The organism is Desulfarculaceae bacterium (assembly GCA_020444545.1).
Classification (GTDB): Bacteria; Desulfobacterota; Desulfarculia; order Desulfarculales; family Desulfarculaceae; genus Desulfoferula.
Genome location: JAHLKT010000007.1, coordinates 89,265 through 111,086, shown reverse-complemented (window position 1 = coordinate 111,086; position 21,822 = coordinate 89,265). Strand labels below are relative to the sequence as shown.

The window sequence follows — 21,822 nt, the reverse complement described above, 5'->3', positions numbered from 1 at the left end:
ACCGAACCGCCGCCGGAGGTCTGTCCGGCGGCCCTGCCGTGGAGAGGGGATCATGGCCGACAAGCAAGAGCTCATGCCCGGGGTGTTCATCGAGCCTAAAATCATTGAGACCGCGCGGGGACCCATCGAGGTGGACGACACCGGGGGCGACCTGCCTGCGGTGTTGGTAAGCCACGGCGGCATCGGCGGGGTGGACCAGGCCCGCTGCGTGGTCTCCTGGCTGGACCCCAAACAGTACCGCCTCATCTGCCCCTCGCGGCCCGGCTACTTGGGCACTCCGCTCTCCAGCGGCCCCAGCATGGACGAGCAGGCCGATCTGTTCGCCGCGCTCCTGGACGAGCTGGGCGTGGACAAGGTGGCCATGATCTCGGTCTCGGCCGGGGGGCCGCCGGCCTACACCTTTGCCCTACGCCACCCCGACCGGCTCTGGGCGCTGATCCCCATCGACAGCGTGAGCGGCTTCTACGAGATCCCCGAGACCGCCGGCCCCATCGCCCAGGCCATCTTCACCTCGGAGTGGGGCCAGAAGCTTCTAAAGAAGATAGGCGAAAAAAAGCCCGAGTGGTTCTTGCAGGAGATTTTCTCGGCCGAGGCCTACTTCACCAAGGATCAGATCAAGGCGCACATCGCCTATGCCCTGGGCTCGCCCGAGGCGGTGGAATTCATGCGGGCCTTCATGAACACCATGAACCCCTACAACCCGCGCAAGCCGGGCACGGACAACGACATGGTGATCTACCGCAAGCTGACCCACCTGCCGGTGGAGGGCATCACCTGCCCCACCCTGGTGGTGCACGGCACCCACGACGCGGACGTGAAGTTATATGACGGGGTCTATGTGCACGAGCACATCGAGGGCTCGGAGCGCTTCTGGATCGAGGAAGGCTCGCATTTGGGCTTCTGGCTGTGCCCCAACTCCCCCAAGGCCCAGGCCGCGGCCAAGGAATTCCTGGAGCGGCACAAGCCCTAGATGAAACCGTAACTCCTATTTAAATTAAACAAAGATATAATGTTCTGTAAGTTATTATTAACTTAAATTTGGATGGAGACTTAGTGCCTGGCAACGAGCAGCGAAATTTCCCTTGGTGGGTTGTTACTGCCGCAGCTGGGGTAGCAGCTACGGCCTTTGTGTACACAACTTTCATCACGCCGTACCAAAACCAAAAAATTGAACAACTCAGCGAAAAGCTATCCATCACATCTTCGGAGTTAAACGAAGCCAGAAAGAACAACAAATCCCTGCAAGAAAAAAATAAACTCCTGAGAAATCAGGTCTACACCCTCTCCAAAGCGGAGAAAGAAGCCGCAGCGGAGAAAAAAGCCGCCGATTCTCGCGCAAAAGAATGCGACAAAGTTAGACAAGAGAACATGGATCAAGGCAGTGAAATATTGCACCTTAAGAAGGAAAATCAGCGGATTTCTCAGGCATTATCCAAAGCCAAAGACGATGTTAAATTTTTATTGATTCTAACTGATCTTCAAAAACAAGAACTCAAACAATACAAATAAAACCGCCAGAAACGAGCCCCGGCAGCTCTAGCCCAGGCTGCGGCCCTGGCCTACTTGCCGTGGGTCTGGGAGACCTTCTCGAACATCACCGCCAGGCCGGTGGCCAGGCTGTAGATGGAGCCGATGGGCAGGTTGTCCTCGGCGGTGACGTCGAAGAACACGTTGAGCGAGGAGGCCATGCCGTCCTCGGGCTTCCAGTAGCACAGGAGCATGGGCAGCTTGGGCAGGGGGTAGATGACCACCGCGATGTCCGAGTCGAACATCTCCGGGGCGGGCTTGCCGCCGAAGACGTCCACCAGGTCCTCCATCAGCTCGGTGTAGTCGTCGATTATCTTCCAGAGCCGCTTCTCGCACTGGTGCTCGAAGAAGCGGCCCCAGTCCTTGCCCCCGGGCAGATCGCGCAAAGGAACCCACTGGCCCTTGGGGTCCGGGCCGCCGCCGTTGATCACGTAGTTGAGCACCGGCGGAGCCACCCAGCCGTTGATGTGGCAGCCTGAGTAGACCTGGCCCTCCTGATCCACCGAGAAGTCGCGGCCCAGGCAGTTGATGAATAGCTTGCCGTCCTTGTAGCGCGCGCCCAGGGGCCTGGCCAGGGGCTCCAGGTCCAGGGTCTTGATCTTCTCGCGCAGGGGCCCCAGGGCGGCCATGATGTCGTCCATCATCTTGGGGGCCTCCTTGGAGGCCACCGAGGCCGAGGCGGCCACCTCGGGGTCCAGATGGGGGCAGTCGTCCAAGGGGCGCTTGCCCTGGCTCACCGCCACCGCGAAGACCATGCAGGTGGGCGCGCCGCAGTCGCGGCAATTGGTCTGGGGCAGAACCTTGAGGATGTCCAGGGGGGTCTTCAGCTCGGGCATGGCGTCGGCTCCAAAGATTATCGGTTCATGCCCCCAAGCCTAACAGGCGACTCGGGGGCGGGCATCCCCCGGCTGGGGGATGACGATCACCATCCCCTTTGAGGGTCGGCCAGGGCGGCCAACACCATGCCCACGATGGCGATGCACTCCATGTCCAGATAGGACACCGCGTCCGGCTTGAACAGCACGGTGCTGGTGGCCGGGAAGCCTTCTTCCGCGTCGTTGAACAACAGAAGCAGGGGCACCCGGGGCAGGCCGGACAGCTCCAGGGCCAGGTCGTAGGAAAAACCGCCGCCCGCCGGGGCCGCGCCTAGAGGCTCCACCACTTGGCGCAGGCCTTCCAGGTCGCCGGAGCGCTTGGCCGCGATGCGCCGCTCCACGGTGTTCACAAATCCCTGCTGAAAGGGGGCCGAGCCCGGGAAGTCGCGGAAGGAGACCCAGGCCGCGTCCGCCTGGCCCGGCGGGCCGTAGGGGCCCAAAAGGTAGCGGCTGAGCAGCACCCCGATGGAGTGGCCCAAGAGGCCATCCTCGCCGCATTCGATGCCCTGGGGGCTCACCCGGCACTGGCGGCCGAACAGCGGCACCACGATCTCGTGGCCTTCGCGCTCCACCCCCAGGGCCCCGGTGTCTATCTCGTCCCAGCGCTCGCCCATCTGGCGCTGGTAGTCTTCCATTATCTCGCCGAAAACCGGCCGCAGCTCACTCATCGTCGCGTCTCCCGTGCGGTTTATATAAGGGTAACGCATCCGGCCTCTCGAGCCATCCCCCGGCCGGGGGATGGTCATTTGACGGATGGCGGGCTCAGGCGTACCCTGAAAATGCCCCCGCCAGAGCACGCACCAGTGATAGTTGCCCACTCCCGCCTTGAGGTGCCGTTGCCATGAAACCAGCCGCGCGCGTCTGCCTGTGTATCGTCCTGAGCTGCCTGATTCTGCTGCTGGGGGCCAGCGCCCTGTGCGCCGGGCCCGCCGCTCCGCCACCCGCCCCCGGCGACTCCCCGCCCTTGGTGAAGCAATCCCGCGCCCCGCAGTACGTGCAGGTGCGCCTGGAGCATCCCGGCGAGGCCCTGGTGGCCGGGGAGCGCGGCGTCCTGAAGCTGGACGCCTGGCTGCCCCAGGGCAAGGGCCTGGCCTGGGACCCCACGGTGAAGGAGCCGGTGACCCTGTGGCTGGCCACTCCCGCCCAGAGCGGCATCGCCTTTATCGACCACGCCCATCCCCAACGCCCCCGCCATCACATCCTGGTGCGCTTCGAGCGCCCGGCCGCCAACCACGCCGAGCCCCTGAGCACCCAGGTGGAGTACACCGTAAACAGCCGCACCAAGGCGGGCAAGCACACCTTCTGGATGGACATCTTCGGCGAGCTGAAAGGCGCGGACGGCAACCAGGTTCACGACACCGGGGCCCTGCGCCTGCCCTTTGAGGTGGACACCCATCTGCGCACCAAGCTCTTGATGCTGGCGGTGGTGGCGGCGGCGGTGTTTTTGTTCATCGTGGAGTGGGTGCGGGTGGACGTGGTGGCCATCGTGATGATGGTGCTCTTGCCCGAGCTGGGGCTGCTCAACTCCGCGGACACCTTCCGGGGCCTGAGCTCCAACGCGGTGGTGGCCATCATCGGGGTGATGATCATCAGCTACGGCCTGAACCGGGCCGGGATAGTGCACCGCATTATCCAGCCCATATTGGGCTTCGTGAGCAAGAGCCCCAACCGCCTGGTGGTCACCTTCTCCGGCCTCATCGCGGCCATCTCCGGGGTGATGCAGAACACCGGGGCGGCGGTGCTGTTCTTGCCCGCGGTGCGCTCGGTGACCTTCCAGAAGCTCAAGGTGCCCATCTCGCGGGTGCTCATGCCCATCGGCATGGCGGCCATCCTGGGCGGCACCCTGACCATGATCGGCACCAGCCCCCTGATCCTGTTGAACGACATCCTGCCGCCGGGGATGCCCAAGTTCGGCTTCTTGGAGCTGACCCCCATCGGGGCGGCCATCTCCATCGCGGGCATCTTCTATCTGAGCACCCTGGGCATGAAGATGCTGGCCAAGATATCGGCCCGGCAGTCGCAGTATCAGAGCGGGGACAACGACAAGCAGGAGGGCTTCCTGGCCTCCTACCCCGAGATCAAGGGGCCTTTCGAGGTCGCGGTGCCCGAGGACTACCACCCCGGCGACGGCCCCCAGGAGTTGGTGGAGATCCGGCGGCGCTATCTGGTGAACGTGGTGGCGGTGGTGAAAAACGGCGGGGCGCGCGACTACTCGCCCCTACCCAGCACCACCTTGCAGCCGGGCATGTGCCTGTGCGCCTATGGGCCGGACAAGGACGTCAACGCCTTTGCCCAGCACTACGGCCTTCAGGTGCGCGAGCGGCCGGTGGTGTTCAAGGACACCATGTTCAACCCCTCCCTGGCGGGCATCGTGGAGGGCGTGGTCTCGCCGCGCTCCAGCCTCATCGGCCAGACCATCAAGGAGATCCGCTTCCGGGAGACCTTTGGGGTGAACCCCCTGGCGGTGCACCAGGACGGGCGCACCTATTACCAGGAGCTGGCCGACCTGCCCTTGCAGTCGGGCGACACGCTCCTGCTGCACGGCACCTGGGAGCGCTTCCAGGCGTTGCAGGAGATGCACCAGAACTTCATCATCATCACGCCCTTTGAGGAGGAGTTCCACAAGCCGGAAAAGGCCAAGTGGGCCGCCCTGTGCTTCCTGGGCGCCTTGGCCATGATGGTGGTGTCGAGCTTCTACTTCCAGAACCTGCCCTACAACCCCATCCCCTTGTCCGTGTGCCTGATGGTGGGGGCGGTGGCCATGGTGCTCACCAAGGTCATCACCATCAGCGAGGCCTACCACGCGGTGGACTGGCGCACCGTGTTCCTCTTGGGCGGCTTGATTCCCCTGGGCATGGCCGTGGACCAGACCGGCACGGCCAACTGGATCGCCAAGGGCATCGTGGCCGGGCTGGGCGGGTTGATGTCGCCGCTGCTGCTGCTGGCGGTGCTGGCGGTGTTGGCCGGGGCCTTTACCTTGGTCATATCCAACGTGGGCGCGGCGACGCTGTTGGTGCCGCTGGGCATATCCATCGCGCACCAGATCCACATGGACCCCCGGGTGTGCGCCATCGTGGTGGGCCTGGGGGTGTCAAACAGCTTCCTCTTGCCCACCCACCAGGTGAACGCCCTGTACATGGGGCCGGGAGAGTACCGCACCAAGGACTACATCAGCATCGGCGGGGGCCTGACCATCATCTACATGGCCGTGCTGGTGCTGATGACCTACTTCTTTTATCTGTAGGCCAGCAAGGCACGAGAAAACGCGAGCGCCCGTCCGGCCGAGGAGGCTGGGCGGGCGCTTTGCTTTGGGGGGGCGGGGGGCCCGGCAGTGAGCGGTGCGGCGGAAGTTGTGGCCTTCCTTGTGCGCGTCCAGCCAGCCGCCGGCCTTGTGACCTTCACCTTGATGCAGTCAGTGTCGCCTTCATAGGTCGGAAACACCGCGAAGCGGACGAATAATATTTACTTAGATTAGTCTATTGCTGGTGTCGCCAGATATGGAAATCTCTAAAAATTTTCTGATGATCAACCTGCACACCCATGATAGCCCAAAATTCAGAATCATCTTGGCTCGAGCCACAAATATTTTTAAATAGCTCGAAGTATGGTTCCCTTGTCATATAAATATGAAGCAAACTCCCCTTTTGAGTCAATTCTATTTCATTGTTACGCCCGACTATAATAAGTTCTGCGTTTTTTAAATAATTAATAGCCGAATTTAGTTCGCCTTTTTTCATTAAAAATTCCTCTTCTTTGCTAACTATCCCCACCTCCTTAAGGCGAACACCCATGGCGGTGTTTACCAAAGGGAACAAGAAATCCTTATTCAAGGCGTAGGGACTTGCCAGAAAAGCGTCAACAACGAAAGTTTGACTTCCTACTCTAAATTTTTCCTCATACAGGTTTGGAAGATGGTTTTTCCTGACAAATGCAGCAACAGCAGACCGAGCAATCAATCTTTGTATAAACTTTTCATTCGCAGAGGAGTTGAGTTCTCCAGGGTTGCAATATGTAAGAATACTTGAAAGCAGATTTAACCCCCGCCTATAATCATGGTCACACAACTTGATAATTTCACTGCATAACCTTTGGCTGTATGGTTTTTTAGGATCGGGAGATAGAGTTGTATACTTAATTCGGTGATTAATGACATTCTCAAGGCTAACGTAAGGAAATTCTCTTTTTGCGGCAAAGAAACCGCGGATAAAATTTTTTGTTTCTGGACTATATTCTTTAAATGTTTCGTCGCGCAAAGCTATCCATTTTTTTATTGATCTATCTCCAAGGTGCATCATTAGGCACCTAGTCAACCAAGTCACCTGATCATCATCAATGAGGTCTGCTTGGTCAACCATAAAAATTAAAGTCTTACTAGCAAATTCTTTTTTGTGGTTTTTGTAGTACCGAATCAATTCGCTTGCAACCCCGATTGTGCTTTTATTTTGCGGGTTGATATACTGATATATTTTTTCTCTTTTGCATAAGCCGAAAAACCGTTTCCAGGCACCAATAATATCTATTAAAATACTCCGCTCAACTTCTTCATAGGAGGTAAAGGCAGCTCTGTTCCCCACGCATATATGAAACAAAAAGTCATTCAATTCCGGCGCATGACCGTTTGCTGCCTTTCGTTCTAAAAAATGTAAAAAAGATGTCTTTCCAGCGCCGGGACAGCCCATGATTCTAATGTTAGGTATAGCGTGTCTTCCGCCTGTCAATGTTTCTAGCAGATTACCTTCAAAAATTTTTATTTTATTTGAATAATAATAGTTTTTCATAAAATCTTCACATGATTCAATTTCATCTAAATCACCATAATTTGGCTGCTTAGTCCAATTTAGGATTGGATACCAATCAGTAATCAGCGTATTTTCAGCACGCAAAATCTGGCCAGTTTCTTGCTGATCGCCCACACATCACCCCCACTTGCAAAGTTAGTATATATGCCTATGCAGCGCTTTTAAACAAAATCCCCACGCAGCCTTCTAGCACATTGTAGTTAATCAGCAATATCCCAGAAACAAATAATATAATTAATATAAGTCTAAGAAACCAGAATTTGTTGTTTTCTATATTGAACTGTGTAACGGCAGCCATGTGGATAAATTTCTCAACATTTGGTAGCGACATTGCATTTTCTACCGGCAAAATATCTAACAAATATGCGAGGTGGTATTTTATAATCTTTGAGTTAGCTTCCAAATACAAATCGAACTGATTAAAATGCGAATATACATTTAAGCATCTAGCATTGTACATTTCCAATATTACCCTTGCGTACTCCACATCAACGCTAAATTTTTTTACCAAAGGAGGACTCAAAGTCACCGAGATGAAGTAACAAAACGAACAAATCACTGCACCCAATAAAACCAATCTAAAGCTAGACACGTTTATGCCGATTTTTAGTGCCCATGCTATTGGCACTGACAAACTAATTACAAAAAATGCCTTGCCAACTAGACCAGAAAGCAAGGCGTTGATTTGGACCCAATTAGGGATCAGACTATACAGATAAAATAATTTTTCATTTTGGATACTTTTCGGTTTTTGACAAGCATCTATACACATACGGCAACGCCTCAGTTTGACGACATAATCGGGCGTTTATTGTCGTTTGATAAGGCAGGCTACAGGCTTGTTAGGTCTGTTATACAGCTTTTGTTGTTTGGTTTGTGTCGCTTGCCAGCTGTAGAGGCCCCCACCTCAAAATAATATACACCCACTTTGGTTGATTGATATTTATAGTCCCGAATTAAAAATGTCAACAAATTTTCTTGACTTTACCTTTAACGGTGCTGTTTTTATTTTATAGATTGCGCCAAACTCTGTTTCAATTTTCAACACCACATTCTGATTGCCGTATTTCCTCTAAATCTTTTGTCCGTGTTGCTGTCGTTTTTTTCTCCGGTTTCTCATAAATCCTTTCATGCCCCACCCCTCTCCCCTCCCTCGCAATTTTTAGGGGGGGAGCGGGGCCTCTCCCCGGCCTGCCTCGGAAAAAATCAAATTTTGTTAATCGTAAGGCTGGCCGGGGGGTTGACATGGCCTTGGGAATGCTTACGTTAGTGTAGGTATTTACGAAATTACTCCTTTAAGTCGAGGTTTAAGATATATGCGATTCGATAAGTTCACGTTGAAAAGCCAGGAAATCCTGCAAGGGGCCATGGCCCTCGCCGACAAGCGGGGCAACCCCCAGATCGAGCCGGTGCACCTGCTGGCCACGCTGCTGGAGGTCTCCGAGGAGATCGCCCGCCCGGTCTTGGGCAAGGTGGGGGCCAATGCCAACGCCATTTTGGCCGAGGTGACCGAGGCCATAAACAAGCTGCCCCAGGCCTCCGGGGCCACGGCCCAGGCCCACCTTTCGGCCGCCTCCACCCAGGTGCTCAACAAGGCCCAGGAGATCGCCGAGAACATGCACGACGAGTATGTCTCGGTGGAGCATCTGCTCATCGCCCTGGCCGAGTGCGACGCGCCGGCGGGCAACATCCTGCGCGGCCAAGGGGTGACGGTTGACGGCATCATGAGCGTGCTCAAGGACATCCGGGGCACCCAGAGCGTCACCGACCAGAACCCCGAGGACAAGTACGAGGCCCTCAAGCGCTTCTCGCGCGACCTGACCGAGCTGGCCGCCAAGGGCAAGCTGGACCCGGTGATCGGCCGCGACGAGGAGGTGCGCCGCATCATCCAGATACTGAGCCGCCGCACCAAGAACAACCCGGTCTTGATCGGCGAGCCCGGCGTGGGCAAGACCGCCATCGTGGAGGGCCTGGCCCAGCGCATCGTGGCCGGCGACGTGCCCGAGGGGCTCAAGGACAAGAAGATCGTGAGCCTGGACATGGGCTCCCTCATCGCCGGGGCCAAGTATCGCGGCGAGTTCGAGGACCGGCTCAAGGCGGTGCTAAAGGCCGTGGAGGAAGCGGCCGGGACCATCATCCTGTTCATCGACGAGATGCACACCCTGGTGGGCGCGGGCAAGGCCGAGGGCGCCATGGACGCGGGCAACATGCTCAAGCCCGCCCTGGCCCGCGGCGAGCTCCGCTGCGTGGGCGCCACCACTATCAAGGAGTATCGCCAGAACATCGAGAAGGACGCGGCCCTGGAGCGGCGCTTTGCTCCGGTGCAGGTGGGCGAGCCCAGCGTGGAGGACACCATCGCCATCTTGCGCGGGCTCAAGGAGAAGTACGAGGTTCACCACGGGGTGCGCATCAAGGACAGCGCCATCGTGGCCGCCGCCACCCTGAGCGACCGCTACATCACCGACCGCTTCTTGCCGGACAAGGCCATCGACCTGATCGACGAGTCGGCCAGTAAGCTGCGCATTGACATCGACTCCCTGCCCGAGGAGCTGGACGTGCTGGAGCGGCGGCTCGTCCAGCTGAGCGTGGAGGCCGAGGCGCTCAAGAAGGAAAAGGACGACGCCAGCAAGCGCCGTCTGGAGGCGGTCAAGAGCGAGATATCCGACCTCTCGGCCGAGCGCGACGGCCTGCGCACCCAGTGGCAGGCGGACAAGGACCGCATCGAGGGCGTGCGCAAGGCCAAGGAGCAGATCGACGAGCTGACCGCCGAGATGGCCCGGGCAGAGCGCGCCGGCGACCTGAACCGGGTGGCCGAGATCCGCTACGGCCAGCTTCCGCAGATGGAGGAAATGCTCACCGAGCGCCAGGAGGCCCTGGAGGGCGAGGGCGCCATGGTCAAGGAGGAGGTCGACGCCGAGGACGTGGCCGAGGTGGTGGCCCGCTGGACCAACATCCCGGTGAGCAAGCTCTTGGAGGGCGAGCGCGAGAAGCTACTGAGCATGGAAGACCGCATCGCCCAGCGGGTGGTGGGCCAGACCGAGGCCATCGTGGCGGTATCCAACGCGGTGCGCCGCAGCCGCTCGGGCCTGCAAGACCCCAACCGGCCCATCGGCAGCTTCATCTTCATGGGCCCCACCGGAGTGGGCAAGACCGAGCTGGCCCGGGCGTTGGCCGAGTTCCTGTTCGACGACGAGCAGGCCATGGTGCGCCTGGACATGAGCGAGTTCATGGAAAAGCACGCGGTGAGCCGCCTGATCGGGGCGCCTCCGGGCTACGTGGGTTATGAAGAGGGCGGCTACCTCACCGAGGCGGTGCGCCGCCGGCCCTACAGCGTGGTGCTCTTCGACGAGATCGAGAAGGCCCACCCCGACGTGTTCAACGCGCTGCTGCAAATCCTGGACGACGGCCGCCTGACCGACGGGCAGGGGCGCACGGTGGACTTCACCAACAGCATCATCATCATGACCTCCAACATCGGCTCGCAGTACATCCAGGACCTGAGCGGCGATAGCCAGCGCGAGCAGATGGAAGAGGCGGTGATGGGCGCGTTGCGCTCGGCCTTCAAGCCCGAGTTCCTCAACCGGGTGGACAACGTGGTGATCTTCCACGCGCTGACCCTGGAGCAGATCAAGAGCATCGTGGGCATCCAGGCCCAGCGCATCAACAAGCTCTTGACCCAGCGGGGCATCAGCCTGGAGATTACGGACGCGGCCCAGGGGCATCTGGCCGAGGTGGGCTTCGACCCGGTGTTCGGCGCGCGGCCGCTGAAGCGGGCCATCCAGAGCCAGGTCATGGACCCGCTGGCCGTGAAGATGCTCGACGGCAGCTTCGGCGACGGCGACACCATCGTGGCCGATGTCGAGGGCGACAAGGTGGTGTTTGATAAGAGGTAAGGGTCTAGAGACAGCGATAGGCTAAAAGACAAGCCGCCCGGCTCCGCGAGGGGCCGGGCGGTGTAAACACTAGGCTGTTGCCAACAGCACCTAGCCAACAAATCCTTTGACGAGAGAGGGGGACGTATGAGCTACCAAATATTAAATATGCTAGGGAAGGCATTTGAAAGCATCATAAAGGACGAAGCATCTGATTTGGAGGTTAGGAAAAAAGCAATCCGCCTTCTAGGCGAACATCTCGACGACGCGAGAGTGCTTGAAACCATTTTTTATATAGCTGCACCAATTAGTGAACAATACCCGGACGAACTAAAGGCAGAGGCCATCAGGACTCTTGAGTCTGCCATCTCCGACGACATTGATATCGTATCAATGCTTAAAGAAAAAATGAAATCTGACGAACGTGCCGTAAGAATTGCTGCGGCAGAATTGCTCAGTAAGCATTTAGACCAGGATGAATGGGAACGAATTTTTGGAATGTATTTGCTTGATGCGCGTGAGACAAATGTCTGGGCAAAAGATAAAGACTGTTTATTGGACATTATGGGTCTTCGCTGGGAAGAAAAACACCGTCGGGAAAAACTGGAAGAAATCTTAGCTGACCTAAAAAAGCATTTGCCTGAGTAGTGTTAGGTTGGGTTAGGGGCGACAGCCCCATAACCCAACAATTCAATTGCAGTCGGTTCCGTTCCGGGCCTATGACGAAACCAGGGAAGATTGCCACGGCGCGGTGGGGGAGCTGCCTTTTTCATTCCCAACCCTCTTGACCCGCCGCGCCTCGCAATGACGGCTGTTGCTGGAAAGTGAAGTCCCGCCCCACGCGGCTCTTGATCTCAACCCAGCCATAGCCGTCATCACGAGGAGCATCTTGGAAAAGATGCGACGTGGTGATCTTCGCTTTCCCCCCGGCGGGGGGTGGTGGGGGAAAAGAGAGGGGGAGTTGGATTTGTTGGGTTTCGCTTCGCTCTGCCCAACCTACACTGTTGGCTAGACTTGGCCGGGGCCGTTCCGCAGGCATGGCAAAGGAAATGGAAGATTGCCACGGCCGGGCCAGAGAAATCGTGACGGCCAGGAATCTGGTCAAAGAGCAAACCATGCGGCGCAGCAAGCGCCATAATCTGGGGCTGCGGCCCCTAAACGGAGAGGTGATCAGGCCCGAGGTCTACAGGGAATGTGTCCGTTAGCAAAAACCGAATCTTGTCCCAAACGCTATGACGACATAAGGGTAATAGAGTATTAATTACTTCGGTGAGAACGAAAGCATCTTTAAATGAGGGAAAAGTCCCTTAGATTCCATTCTTATGACATTAAGACCACGCTTAAAAGCATAAGGGCCATACTTCACCCATTTGAGACTGTCACTTTTCCAGCCGCCTGTTGATTCAGACAGTATGCGTCCCTGATCGACACCATTGATTATTAATTTTAGTGGGCGAGAGCTTCCGGCTGCAAAATTGACGTTAATATAATATTGTCCCCCTTGAAGATTTATTTTCCATTCGACCCAACCATTGGGGCCTTCATGGACTAAAAGACCTGAGTATCCATCTTTGACAAGAGTTCCCAAAGCCATTTTGGAATCAGCCCTAGAAGCATTTATAGCAAGAATTTTAACTACCGCTCTATGTTGGGCCATTCGGGTAAATGAAAGCATTTTTAAATGAGGGAAAAGTCCAGTAGATTCCATTCTTATGACATTAAGGCCTTGCTTAAAAGTATAAGGACCATTCTTTACCCATTTGAGACTGTTACTTTTCCAGCCGCCTGTTGATTCAGAGAGTATGCGTCCTTGATCTATACCATTGATTTTTAATTTGAGTGGTCGAGAACTTCCAGCTGCAAAATTGACGTTAATATAATATTGTCCCCCTTGAAGATTTACTTTCCACTCGACCCAACCATTTGGGCCTTCATGGACTAAAAGACCTGAGTATCCATCTTTGACAAGGGTCCCAAGAGCCATCTTTGAGTCGGCGCGTGAAGCATTTACAGCAAGAATTTTAACTCCCTTAGTTTCTGCTAAAACAAATGAGGGAAGAAGAGTCACAGCTACTACGAGTGCAAACAAAAATAATTTCGCTAATTTCATTTTTCTATCCTTTTTATGGCTTGAGAATTGAACTCGTGATTTTATTGCCTGCATCGCGGACAATAAAATATTTATCCTGAATTGTCCCCCGCACACTCATTATAAATCCACCGACCGGCCATTCTTACCGTTATCACGGTTTGAAACCAGTGCCAGGACTTTAACTCTGATGAAAATCGACTGGTTCTAATGCTTCCGGGTCACAATACATGCAAATCGACCGATTTTGAGCATAACTCACCATTTGATATTTGGTCAACCGTTCGACACCCAAAGATTGTCATCCAATTTGAGATAGAAGGATCGGAATAGGCGGAGGAAATTGTAGACGCTTACACCCATGAGGAGCCTGGCCTGATTGGCCTCGAACCGGTGGCAGCTTTTTTGGATGGGGGTGATGCGGGGCATGAAGGCCGGGACCGGCGCGCGGTCTTGTATCGTAGCTCAGTACCGAACCTCTTGCTGCTCCGCCAGCGCTACGCAGCCCCGACAGGCGAGCCGTCGGGGCCACCCGGAAAAAGAGCGGACTAAGGCCGAAGTGACAAGGACAGACCAGCTCGCGGCGGGGGGCCGCCTTTTCCCTTCCCTGCCCTCTTGGCCCGCCGCGCCTGGCGATGGACGGCCAGGGGGGATGCGGGGTGTGCCCGGCGGGGCTTGCCAGGATGCCTGCTTTGTGTTTGATTTAGGGCGGGGGCGGCATGGGGCCGCTCCGGGCAAGCTCAACCCGACACACCTGAAGGGGCAATCATGAAAAAAGCCATCGCGCTGGCGCTGTTGCTCATGCTCTCGGCCGCCATGACCACCGGCTGCTACACCACCGGCAAGGTGGCCGGCGACACGGTCAAGGGCGTGCAAGACGGCGCCAAGGATCTGCAAAAGGGATACGAGGACGGCAAGAAGAGCAACTAGGCCCGTAGCGGACCAGGCGGCCGGCACGCCGCGGGGCCAGCACCCCGTGGGGCCGGCCGTTAATTATTTGAGGATGTCGCTGTAGTACTTTTCCCGGCACTCCGGGCAGATGCCGTGGCTGAACTCCGCGCCGGAGTGGGCGCTGATGAAGGCCTCCACCTTTTCCCAATAGCCCTCGTCGGTGCGGATGCTCTTGCAGTGGGAGCAGATGGGGATGAGTCCGCTCAGGGTCTTGACGTTGGCCAGGGCCTCCTGGAGCTGATCGATGAGCGCCTCGCGCTCCTGGCGGTCCAGCTCCGACCGGCTGGTATCGCGCACCGTCTCGATGGCCCCGATGGGGTTGCCCTTTTCGTCATAGAGCACGGCGGCGATGCCGGCCAGGTAGGTGCCCTCGGGCCCCAGGCCGGGGTGGAAGGTCTTGGCCGAGACCAACGCGCCCCCGCGTTCCACCAGGTCGCCGTATTCCGCCTCCCGCTCCGGGTCGCGGCGCAAGACCAGATCGATGAGGATGGGCCGCCGCTCGCCGTAAAAAGGTAGGGAGTGCTCGTAATCGCCCTTGCCCAGCATGTCCCGGGCCTTCACCCCGCTAAGCTCCTCCACCGCTTGGTTCCAGAACAGCACCCGCCCCTCTTGGTCGATGACCCAGGTGGGGTCGGGCAAAAAGTCCAGGATGCGCTCCAGGTTGTCTGCGGTGATGGCCAGCTCCGCCCTGGAGAGGCTCAGCTCCTCGCTCAGGCGGGTCTGGTTGATGATCAACAGCCCCACCATCCAAAGGGTCTGTAACGGGATGCCGACAAGGAAGTATCCCCCCTGGATCAGGGAGCTGGAGAACATGCCGCGGTCCGCCCCCCCCAGCAGGGTGTCGGCCAGTCTCCCCAGCATGGCCAGGCAGAACAACAGGAGCATTACCCCGGTGCCGCCGTAGAGCGGGCGCTGGCCGCGCGGGGCGTACCTGAACAGCCACCAGCCCGTGGGCAGCAGCAGGGCCGCCAGCCCTAAGCTGATGGCCAGGGCCCGCATGGCGAACCAGTTTTGTCCCAAAGAAAACCACACCAGCCCCGCCATGGTGACCAGTGGCACGATGAGCTGGTAGCGGGGCATGGGCCCCAGCCCCAAGAAGCGGCGGGTGCCCGCGAAGGCCAGGGCCCCGCAGGCTGCCAGGCAGGTGTTGCCTGCCAGGACCGACACCGCTTCGGGCATCGCCACCCGGGCCAGGAGCAGCAAATAGGCCAGGGCCAGGGCCAGGGCGCTGAGGGTCCACTGCTTGAAGCCGGGGTAGGTCTTCTGGGTCAGGGCGGTGAAGGTCAGGGCGCCGGCTAGGCAGGCGGTCACCAGGGTGTGGGCGGCGAAAAGGGTGGGAACGTCGAATATCAGCTTCATGGCAACAACTCGGTCCACCGCGGGAAAGGGACCCGGCGGCGGGGCAGGCGCACGGCGAACCGCGCTGACATCTCAGGAATTGTCAGCAAGTTCCATCCCGAATAATTACGCGGGTCCATGGGACGGCTCATTCCTCACTTCTTGCTCTCGCCCCGGCCCTGCTCGACGATGGGGGGCGGCCAGGTCTCGGGGGTCAGGCAAACGTCCTTGCCCTCCTCGGGCAGGGTGTCGCCGAACAGCCGCCGCAGCGGGGCGAAGATGGGGCTGGTGGCGAACTGGATCACCGAGCCCACCAGCCCGCCCGGGGCCACCCCGGCCGAGAAGTCCTCGAAGGTGCCCTGAATCCTGATGGGCGTCTCCAGGCTGAAGAACTGGGGGGTCTTGGCCCGGGGGCTCAGGTCCAGGTCGACGGTGCGGTTGACGAAGTTTATCTTGGCCTCGCCGCTGACCCGGACCTTGCTGGTGTCGATGATCAGCTTGCGCTGGGTGAGCACCCCTTTGCGCATTACCATGTCGGCGATGGCGCAGTTGACCTTGGACTCGTACTTCATGACCAACGAGCGCAAGAGCGAAAAGACCAGGTTGGCCGCCCACAGGGAGGTGGCGTCCTCTTGCAGGTCGTCGGGCCAGATGCCCACCTGCACCAGGCCCTCGGCGTGGGCCATGAACTGGCGCATGGTGGGCGCGGCGGCTGAGAGCGAGATGCGCAGCGAGAGGCGGCCGCCCTTGGCCGCCGGGCCGCCGGCATGGCGGGCCAGCATGGCATAGTTGAGGTTGCGCACCGTCAGGTTGAGCTCCGAGGCCAGGTCCGAGCCGCGCATCACCACCTCGTCGCTGAGCCGGATGCTGCCCTTGGGCATCTCGATGAGCACCGGGTCCAAGGTGAGGCGATTGCCCTCCAGCTTCAGCTCCACATGGGCCCGGCCCAGGTTGGCCCCCCGGAGGCGCAGCTCCCGCGCCTTGATCACCAGCTTGCCCTCGATGGCCCCGAAAGCGGCGCGCACCCCCCGGTCGATGCCTTCCAGGAGCTGGCCCCGGGAGTGGGCCACGGCCACCGCCCCGGTGGGCCGCCCCAGGCCGGCCACCATGTACACGTCCTCCAGGTCGGTGCGGGGCGAATCCAGGAACACCTCCAGGCGGGGCGGCTTGCCGTCGGTGAGGCTGGCCGAGCCGGTGAGGCGGCTCTCGCCCAGCTCGATGAGCATGTCGTTTAGGCGGTAGCGCCTTTGGCTGATGAGTATGTGCCCCTCCACCAGGGGGAAGGTGAGCCCCCGGCCGCCGGGGGCCACCGACAGCCTGAGCTGGTGGGCCCGGATGCGCTCCAGGTCCACATCGCCGTGGATCAATGGGCCCAGCTTCAGGTAGAGGTCCAGGCGCTTTACCCGGGTGAGCACGTGGCCGCCGCTCACGCGGGGGTCGCTCAGCTCGATGTCCTCGGCCTGGAGGTCCAGGCCCCAGGCGGGGGTTATGGTGAGGGGGCCCTTGAAGGCGATGCGGTAGGGGGCCAGGTCCTGGTTTAGGTCCTCTTCCACCATGGCGCGCAGGAAACCGGCGGGCACGGACACATTAAGCCAGCCCAACACAGCCCAGGTCAGGGCCAGGGCCAACACCAACGCCAGCAATGAGAGCAAGATTTTTTTGATCATGCGAGCCTCGGGGAACGATGAGGCCCTATTGTACTTCGCGGGAGGTGAAAAAGTCATCCCAAGGGGTGGGGTCGGCGCCTTTCCGGGCCTGATGGGCGGCCCAGTCGCCGCCGGGGATCAGGGTCAGGCCGTCCACCGGGCGGTTGAACACGTAGACCCAGGCTTGCCCCCCGCCCCCGGCCAGGGGATAAAGTTCGCGTAAATACTCCGACTCGCTGGGGCACCCGGGGAGGCACACCTCGAAGCCGTCCAGAATATCGACCACTTGCGTGTTGAGGATGCGAAACACCTGGCCCTGCACCAGGCCCGGGCCGGGCTTGAGGCCGGGGTAGGCCCCCAGGTCGTAGAGCAGGCCGGACACCGCGTCCGGGCCGATATATTCGAGCATATGCTCCACCCCCAGGCGGGCCTGGGCCGGGAAGGGGCGCATCAGGGTGCCGTAGACGAAGATGTACTCGGTATCGGGCATGGCTCGCAGCCTACAATTTTGTAGAGTAACCGGCGGTTATATTTGTATTTATAGCCCAGGCCGCCCCAAAAAACCAGCCCCCCGTCAAGGGGCGGAGGGCCATCCTAAAAAAATGCAGGCTTACCTTGGCGCGCTCCGAGCACGTGTTTTAAACAGCCAGGCAAGGTGGATGGCTATTATCAGGCACAGGAGCCAACCGTAGATCGGAATCGGATCGAGGATGAAAAAGACCCACAACCAGACAAGACTGTATAACCCGGCGAATAATCTGACGCTCAGGCGCGTGCTGACCAGCAGCATTACGAGAATGCCGATCGGCGACAAACAGATGCCCACGAACCACAGGATATCCGTGGTTGAAGAGAAGGGCTCGCCCGCTCCGGCTTCCGCCCGGGCCTTGATGCCCATCAGCATGCGTCTTTCCATGATGTAATGCAGGGGCATCTCGAAAAAATAGCGCAGCTTATCCGACCAAGTCGCCAGAGGCCGCCCATGAGTCCTAATCACCAGCCGGGTTTGTTGGGGATTTATTTCCCGCAGTAAAAAACACCCCCAGTTACTCAGGACAAAATATCTTCCCGGATCCACCTCCACGACTTGAAAGCTATATTTAATCACCGTGTTAGGCTCATTTAACGATGTCGGGACAACCCGGCCGACCTTCATATCCTTGAATTGCGCTTCGACCCTGTCTTGCGCCCGGTATTTGTATCCCAACGAGTGTTCAACAAACCAGTAGCTGTAAAAACCGCCTCGATCCGCGCCCAATTGAATCAGCCATTCCCAAACCCGCGCAATCGGGGCATTGATGGTGATAGCGCGGGTTGAACTGATAAATGGCGCCCGGTGGTCACCGGGCATCGGCATGGTCAGCTCCTTGTCAGAGGAGCCCCAGGTAAATATCAACGGCTTTACTACCGTGGCACCGACGATCAGAAGCAAGCAGACGACGGCCAGGACGGCCAACACCAATCCAAGCGTTTTTTTCACACCCCCCACTCCATATTTTTTGCCGGACACCTAACAAGTTATAGGCAGGGGAATCCTTTCAGGGCTCGGGCAGGAGCAGCAAACAACCAAAGGCCGTCCGTGGCGTCGGCGAAAGGCGATGCTGGAGCGATTCGGCGACCGAGGCGTACTTTCTGGTACGTCGAGGGCGGCGAATCGTGAAGCGCGCCTTGCAGCCAGCCACGGGCGGCCTGCCCGTAACTATTTAGCTTCGTAGCGGGCCAAGAGGCTATCGGCCATCCCGGCCATGGTCTCCTTGGCCTTCACCGACACATCGGTGGGGCACTTGGCCTCCATGTCCGCCTCGATGATGTCCTCGTCGTAGTACATAAAGCCCAGGAAATCGAAGTCCTTGAGGGTCTTCTTGAGATAGGCCTCGTCCTTTTCCGAGCGGATCTTGTTGCCCACGATCAGGACCTTGGTCAGGCCGATATCCCCGGCCAGCTGGCGGATGTGCTCTGCCGTGTCCACCGAGCGGCGGCCAGGCTCCACCACCACCACCAAGAAGTCCACCCCTTGGCTGGTGCCCCGGCCCAAGTGCTCCAGGCCCGCTTCCATGTCCAGGATCAGGACCTCTTTGCGCAAGAGCACCAGATGGGCCATGAGCGCCTTGAGCATGGAGGAAGCCGGGCAGATGCAGCCGCCGCCGCCCTTTTTCACCGTGCCCATGACCATCAGGCGCACCCCGTCGTGCTCCACCGAGAGCTTGTCGGGCAGGTCGGTTACCGTGGGGTTGAGCTTGAAGTAGGTGCCCCAGTTCTCGCCGTCGCTGTCGGTGCGCTCGGCGATGAGCTGCTTCATCTCGCTGACCGGCACCAGCTTGTCGTAGTCCGGGAAGCCCAGGGCCTGGCCCAGGTTGGCGTCGGGATCGGCGTCCACGGCCAGAACGTTGAGGCCCTTGGCCGCCAGGGCCCGGGCCAGCATGGCCGAGAAGGTGGTCTTGCCCACCCCGCCTTTACCGCTTACCGCTATCTTCATTAGTCACCTCGGTTCGGGTGGAAAATCAGTTCAACAGTTGGCCCCGGCGTAGAGCGCCACCAGGATCTCCAGGTCGGCTTCGCATTGGCGGCGCTGGCGGCAGCCGGGCTCGCGGCCCACGCCGGTCATGGCCTTGACCAGGGGCGCGGTGTAGCCGCCCTGGGCGATGGCTTTGAGCACCGCGGCCTTGTCCACCCCGGCGCAGGGGCAGACCACCGTCTCGTCCGGGGCCTCGCGCCAGCGTTGGGCCTCGGCCTGGCCCACGGTGAGGGTTTCGCCGCAGCCGCATCCGCAGGAGCAGCCGTCGCCGCCGTGATCATGAGTCATGCCGCGCTCCTCGTCCAGACATAAAACAGCGCCGGAATCGACGCTATCTAATAATGTAGGTCCTTTGGCGGCGATTGCAAGCCGGGCGCGGGTTTACATGAGACGGCGGGCCAGCCAGGCGGGGAGATATTGGCTCCAGAACAGCCAAAGCATCCCGAGGGTCCAAACGGCCTTGATCCAGGCCGGGCGGGGCGAGGAGCCCAGGAGCAAAAACCAGGGCCAGGCGGCCAGGTATTGCCGGAAGTTGGAGAGCAGGCTGCCCGTGGCGTGGTTGAGCACGAACGCCGCGCCCAGCAGGCCCCACAGGGCGGGCACGAAGCGGTGGGCGAAGGCGGCCACCCCGCCCAGCCAGAGGAGCAGGGCCAGATTGAGGTGATCGCGCCAGGAGGCCCCGGCCAGGTGGCGGTAGATGGGCGCCCAGGGCCAGTCCGCCCGGCGGCCCCAGCCGATCTGGGAGTCGAAGTAGGCCAGGAAATCGCCAAAGGCCCACCAATGGTGGGCGAACAAGAGCGCCATCCCCAGCGCGGGCGCGGCCGCGGTGAGCATCAGAGCCCGGAGCGCGGGCCAGGGGTCGTCGGCCCGGAGGGCGCGGGGAAGGTAGACAAACAGGGGCAGGATGGCCACCGCCACGGCCAGGGGATAGGCGAGCCCGGCCATGACCCCCAGGAGAACCGCCCACCAAGTCCGGCCACTAAGCAGACACCGGAAATAGGCCGCGCCCACCAAGAGCACCACGCCATAGGGATAGCCCACCAGCAGATAGAAGGAGCAGGGGTAGGCGGCCAAAAAGACCAGGGACCACGCCGCCGCGCCCCGGCCGAAGAGGCGCAGCGCCAGGCGGTAGAGCACATGGAAGGCGGCCAGGGCGGCCAGCCAGGCGGTGATCAGGGTGGCCCACCAGGGATGCACCCCCAGCCAGAACAGCGGCCGGGCCAGCCAGGAGAACAGGGGGAACCAGGAGATGGAACCCTTCATGTACAGGGGAAAGGCCAGGTCCAGGTAGTAGCCGCGCATCATGATGCGGCGGTACCAGGACTCGTCCCACTTGCCCAAGAGAATGGTGCGGGGCAGCTCGGCCCCTTGCCAGGCCATGGCCGCCAGGACCATCAGCGCGAAGGCCGCGAACACGGCGCCGGGGATGAGCCAGTCGCGGGGCTGGGGCGCGGGCGGCGGGGGGCGGGATCGCTCGGGCGGGGCCAGGGCGCGGAGCCACGCGGGCAGCGGCCCGGTGAAGACCCAGGCCGCCCCGGCCAAAAGCCACAGCAGGGCCAGGCCGAAAAGGGCCAGGGCGCGGAAGCGCTGCTCCTTTTCGGCGAAGGCCAGGGCCTGCCAGGCTGCGGGCCGCCAGCCGGGCGCGGGCGGATGCAGGGCAATGGCCGCGCCGTCCGTCCCCACCAGGCGCAGGGAAAGCGCCGCCGGGCCCCGCGCCTGGAAGTAGTCGGCCTCGATGACATGCGGACCCGCGCCCAGCTCCAGGCGCACCCGCTCCTTGAGCAGCGTATGCAGGCGCCAGGCGTCGTACACCCGGCGGCCGTCGAGGCGCACCCGGAGGCCGTCGTCCGAGGCCACCTCCAGCCACAGGGTTTGGGGTTGGTCCAAAAGAAAACCGCCCAGCAGAGCCAGGCGGAAGTAAGCGCGTTGAGGGAAGTGGGCCTTGAGGCCGCCGTCCCGGGCCAGGGCTATGGGTTCATAAAGCAAGCGGGCGGGCAGGGAGGGATCGCGGCGGGAGTCCAGCAGCAGGAGGCCCCGGCGGGCCGGGTCCAGGGAGGCTGCCACCCCGGCCAGGCGCGCGGCCCGGTCGGCGCGGGCCACGGACCAGTAATAGAGCCCCCCCGTGGCCAGGGCGGCGCAGACCGCCAGCCAGACAAGGGCAGGCATGAGCTTGAGGCGAATGGTCATGACCCCCGGGCAGCCAAGAGTCA

Annotated in this window: 18 protein-coding genes; 6 read left to right on the top strand and 12 right to left on the bottom strand. The window is 59.9% G+C overall.

Going from position 1 to position 21,822, the window contains the following annotated elements; translation table 11 throughout:
- The first annotated feature begins 52 nt into the window (after positions 1-52).
- Together KQH53_18185 and KQH53_18180 are read left to right on the top strand one after the other, a co-directional pair.
- Positions 53-970 carry an alpha/beta hydrolase gene (locus KQH53_18185; protein MCB2228611.1) on the top strand — a complete coding sequence of 306 codons (918 nt, stop codon included), beginning with the start codon at positions 53-55 and terminating at the stop codon, positions 968-970.
- 83 nt (positions 971-1,053) lie between these two features.
- The gene (locus tag KQH53_18180; protein MCB2228610.1) at positions 1,054-1,509 is read left to right on the top strand and encodes a hypothetical protein; all 456 of its coding nucleotides are present in this window, start codon (positions 1,054-1,056) and stop codon (positions 1,507-1,509) included.
- Positions 1,510-1,559: 50 nt separating this feature from the next.
- Here KQH53_18180 and KQH53_18175 read toward each other — a convergent pair whose 3' ends face one another.
- Both KQH53_18175 and KQH53_18170 read right to left on the bottom strand, forming a co-directional pair.
- Positions 1,560-2,363, bottom strand: coding sequence for a DUF3786 domain-containing protein (locus tag KQH53_18175; protein MCB2228609.1), 804 nt, complete (start codon positions 2,361-2,363; stop codon positions 1,560-1,562).
- Positions 2,364-2,449: 86 nt separating this feature from the next.
- Positions 2,450-3,070: a DUF3786 domain-containing protein gene (locus KQH53_18170; protein MCB2228608.1), complete on the bottom strand. Its 621-nt coding sequence runs from the start codon at positions 3,068-3,070 to the stop codon at positions 2,450-2,452.
- 173 nt (positions 3,071-3,243) lie between these two features.
- Here KQH53_18170 and KQH53_18165 point away from each other — a divergent pair, with 173 nt between their 5' ends.
- Entirely contained in the window at positions 3,244-5,646 is a 2,403-nt protein-coding gene (locus KQH53_18165; protein MCB2228607.1) for an SLC13 family permease, read from the top strand.
- 232 nt (positions 5,647-5,878) lie between these two features.
- Here KQH53_18165 and KQH53_18160 read toward each other — a convergent pair whose 3' ends face one another.
- Both KQH53_18160 and KQH53_18155 read right to left on the bottom strand, forming a co-directional pair.
- On the bottom strand, positions 5,879-7,315 hold the full coding sequence (locus KQH53_18160) for a hypothetical protein (protein ID MCB2228606.1): 1,437 nt from the start codon (positions 7,313-7,315) through the stop codon (positions 5,879-5,881).
- A gap of 34 nt (positions 7,316-7,349) precedes the next feature.
- Positions 7,350-7,973 (bottom strand): hypothetical protein, encoded by a 624-nt coding sequence (locus tag KQH53_18155; protein ID MCB2228605.1) that lies wholly within the window; start codon positions 7,971-7,973, stop codon positions 7,350-7,352.
- A gap of 544 nt (positions 7,974-8,517) precedes the next feature.
- On the opposite strand from KQH53_18155, the gene clpB reads away from it, so the two are divergent.
- The gene (clpB, locus tag KQH53_18150) at positions 8,518-11,094 is read left to right on the top strand and encodes an ATP-dependent chaperone ClpB (GenBank protein ID MCB2228604.1); all 2,577 of its coding nucleotides are present in this window, start codon (positions 8,518-8,520) and stop codon (positions 11,092-11,094) included.
- Between the two features lie 126 nt (positions 11,095-11,220).
- Entirely contained in the window at positions 11,221-11,721 is a 501-nt protein-coding gene (locus tag KQH53_18145; protein MCB2228603.1) for a hypothetical protein, read from the top strand.
- A gap of 613 nt (positions 11,722-12,334) precedes the next feature.
- On the opposite strand, the gene KQH53_18140 is transcribed toward KQH53_18145, so the two are convergent.
- Positions 12,335-13,183: a hypothetical protein gene (locus tag KQH53_18140; protein MCB2228602.1), complete on the bottom strand. Its 849-nt coding sequence runs from the start codon at positions 13,181-13,183 to the stop codon at positions 12,335-12,337.
- 747 nt (positions 13,184-13,930) lie between these two features.
- Between KQH53_18140 and KQH53_18135 the strand changes: the two genes are divergently transcribed.
- A complete protein-coding gene (locus tag KQH53_18135) occupies positions 13,931-14,092 on the top strand; it encodes a hypothetical protein (protein MCB2228601.1) in 162 nt (53 codons plus the stop codon).
- A gap of 63 nt (positions 14,093-14,155) precedes the next feature.
- On the opposite strand, the gene KQH53_18130 is transcribed toward KQH53_18135, so the two are convergent.
- The 7 genes from KQH53_18130 to KQH53_18100 all read right to left on the bottom strand — a co-directional run bounded on the left by KQH53_18130 (position 14,156) and on the right by KQH53_18100 (position 21,799).
- Positions 14,156-15,472, bottom strand: a complete 1,317-nt coding sequence (locus tag KQH53_18130) for a PAS domain-containing protein (GenBank protein MCB2228600.1) — start codon at positions 15,470-15,472, stop codon at positions 14,156-14,158.
- Between the two features lie 134 nt (positions 15,473-15,606).
- The gene (locus KQH53_18125; protein ID MCB2228599.1) at positions 15,607-17,118 is read right to left on the bottom strand and encodes an AsmA-like C-terminal region-containing protein; all 1,512 of its coding nucleotides are present in this window, start codon (positions 17,116-17,118) and stop codon (positions 15,607-15,609) included.
- A gap of 25 nt (positions 17,119-17,143) precedes the next feature.
- Positions 17,144-17,587, bottom strand: a complete 444-nt coding sequence (locus KQH53_18120) for a gamma-glutamylcyclotransferase (GenBank protein MCB2228598.1) — start codon at positions 17,585-17,587, stop codon at positions 17,144-17,146.
- A 120-nt stretch (positions 17,588-17,707) separates the two neighbouring features.
- Positions 17,708-18,577: a hypothetical protein gene (locus KQH53_18115; protein ID MCB2228597.1), complete on the bottom strand. Its 870-nt coding sequence runs from the start codon at positions 18,575-18,577 to the stop codon at positions 17,708-17,710.
- A gap of 219 nt (positions 18,578-18,796) precedes the next feature.
- Positions 18,797-19,573: an AAA family ATPase gene (locus tag KQH53_18110; GenBank protein ID MCB2228596.1), complete on the bottom strand. Its 777-nt coding sequence runs from the start codon at positions 19,571-19,573 to the stop codon at positions 18,797-18,799.
- Positions 19,574-19,603: 30 nt separating this feature from the next.
- The gene (locus tag KQH53_18105; GenBank protein ID MCB2228595.1) at positions 19,604-19,900 is read right to left on the bottom strand and encodes a hypothetical protein; all 297 of its coding nucleotides are present in this window, start codon (positions 19,898-19,900) and stop codon (positions 19,604-19,606) included.
- Between the two features lie 93 nt (positions 19,901-19,993).
- The gene (locus KQH53_18100; GenBank protein ID MCB2228594.1) at positions 19,994-21,799 is read right to left on the bottom strand and encodes a hypothetical protein; all 1,806 of its coding nucleotides are present in this window, start codon (positions 21,797-21,799) and stop codon (positions 19,994-19,996) included.
- Positions 21,800-21,822 lie beyond the last annotated feature (23 nt).

Bases quoted from the DNA above. Each gene is read 5' to 3' on its own strand.
- KQH53_18185 (MCB2228611.1), top strand. From the start codon at position 53: ATGGCCGACAAGCAAGAGCTCATGCCCGGGGTGTTCATCGAGCCTAAA.
- KQH53_18175 (MCB2228609.1), bottom strand. From the start codon at position 2,363: ATGCCCGAGCTGAAGACCCCCCTGGACATCCTCAAGGTTCTGCCCCAG.
- KQH53_18170 (MCB2228608.1), bottom strand. From the start codon at position 3,070: ATGAGTGAGCTGCGGCCGGTTTTCGGCGAGATAATGGAAGACTACCAG.
- KQH53_18165 (MCB2228607.1), top strand. From the start codon at position 3,244: ATGAAACCAGCCGCGCGCGTCTGCCTGTGTATCGTCCTGAGCTGCCTG.
- KQH53_18155 (MCB2228605.1), bottom strand. From the start codon at position 7,973: ATGTGTATAGATGCTTGTCAAAAACCGAAAAGTATCCAAAATGAAAAA.
- clpB (MCB2228604.1), top strand. From the start codon at position 8,518: ATGCGATTCGATAAGTTCACGTTGAAAAGCCAGGAAATCCTGCAAGGG.
- KQH53_18145 (MCB2228603.1), top strand. From the start codon at position 11,221: ATGAGCTACCAAATATTAAATATGCTAGGGAAGGCATTTGAAAGCATC.
- KQH53_18140 (MCB2228602.1), bottom strand. From the start codon at position 13,183: ATGAAATTAGCGAAATTATTTTTGTTTGCACTCGTAGTAGCTGTGACT.
- KQH53_18135 (MCB2228601.1), top strand. From the start codon at position 13,931: ATGAAAAAAGCCATCGCGCTGGCGCTGTTGCTCATGCTCTCGGCCGCC.
- KQH53_18130 (MCB2228600.1), bottom strand. From the start codon at position 15,472: ATGAAGCTGATATTCGACGTTCCCACCCTTTTCGCCGCCCACACCCTG.
- KQH53_18125 (MCB2228599.1), bottom strand. From the start codon at position 17,118: ATGATCAAAAAAATCTTGCTCTCATTGCTGGCGTTGGTGTTGGCCCTG.
- KQH53_18120 (MCB2228598.1), bottom strand. From the start codon at position 17,587: ATGCCCGATACCGAGTACATCTTCGTCTACGGCACCCTGATGCGCCCC.
- KQH53_18110 (MCB2228596.1), bottom strand. From the start codon at position 19,573: ATGAAGATAGCGGTAAGCGGTAAAGGCGGGGTGGGCAAGACCACCTTC.
- KQH53_18105 (MCB2228595.1), bottom strand. From the start codon at position 19,900: ATGACTCATGATCACGGCGGCGACGGCTGCTCCTGCGGATGCGGCTGC.
- KQH53_18100 (MCB2228594.1), bottom strand. From the start codon at position 21,799: ATGACCATTCGCCTCAAGCTCATGCCTGCCCTTGTCTGGCTGGCGGTC.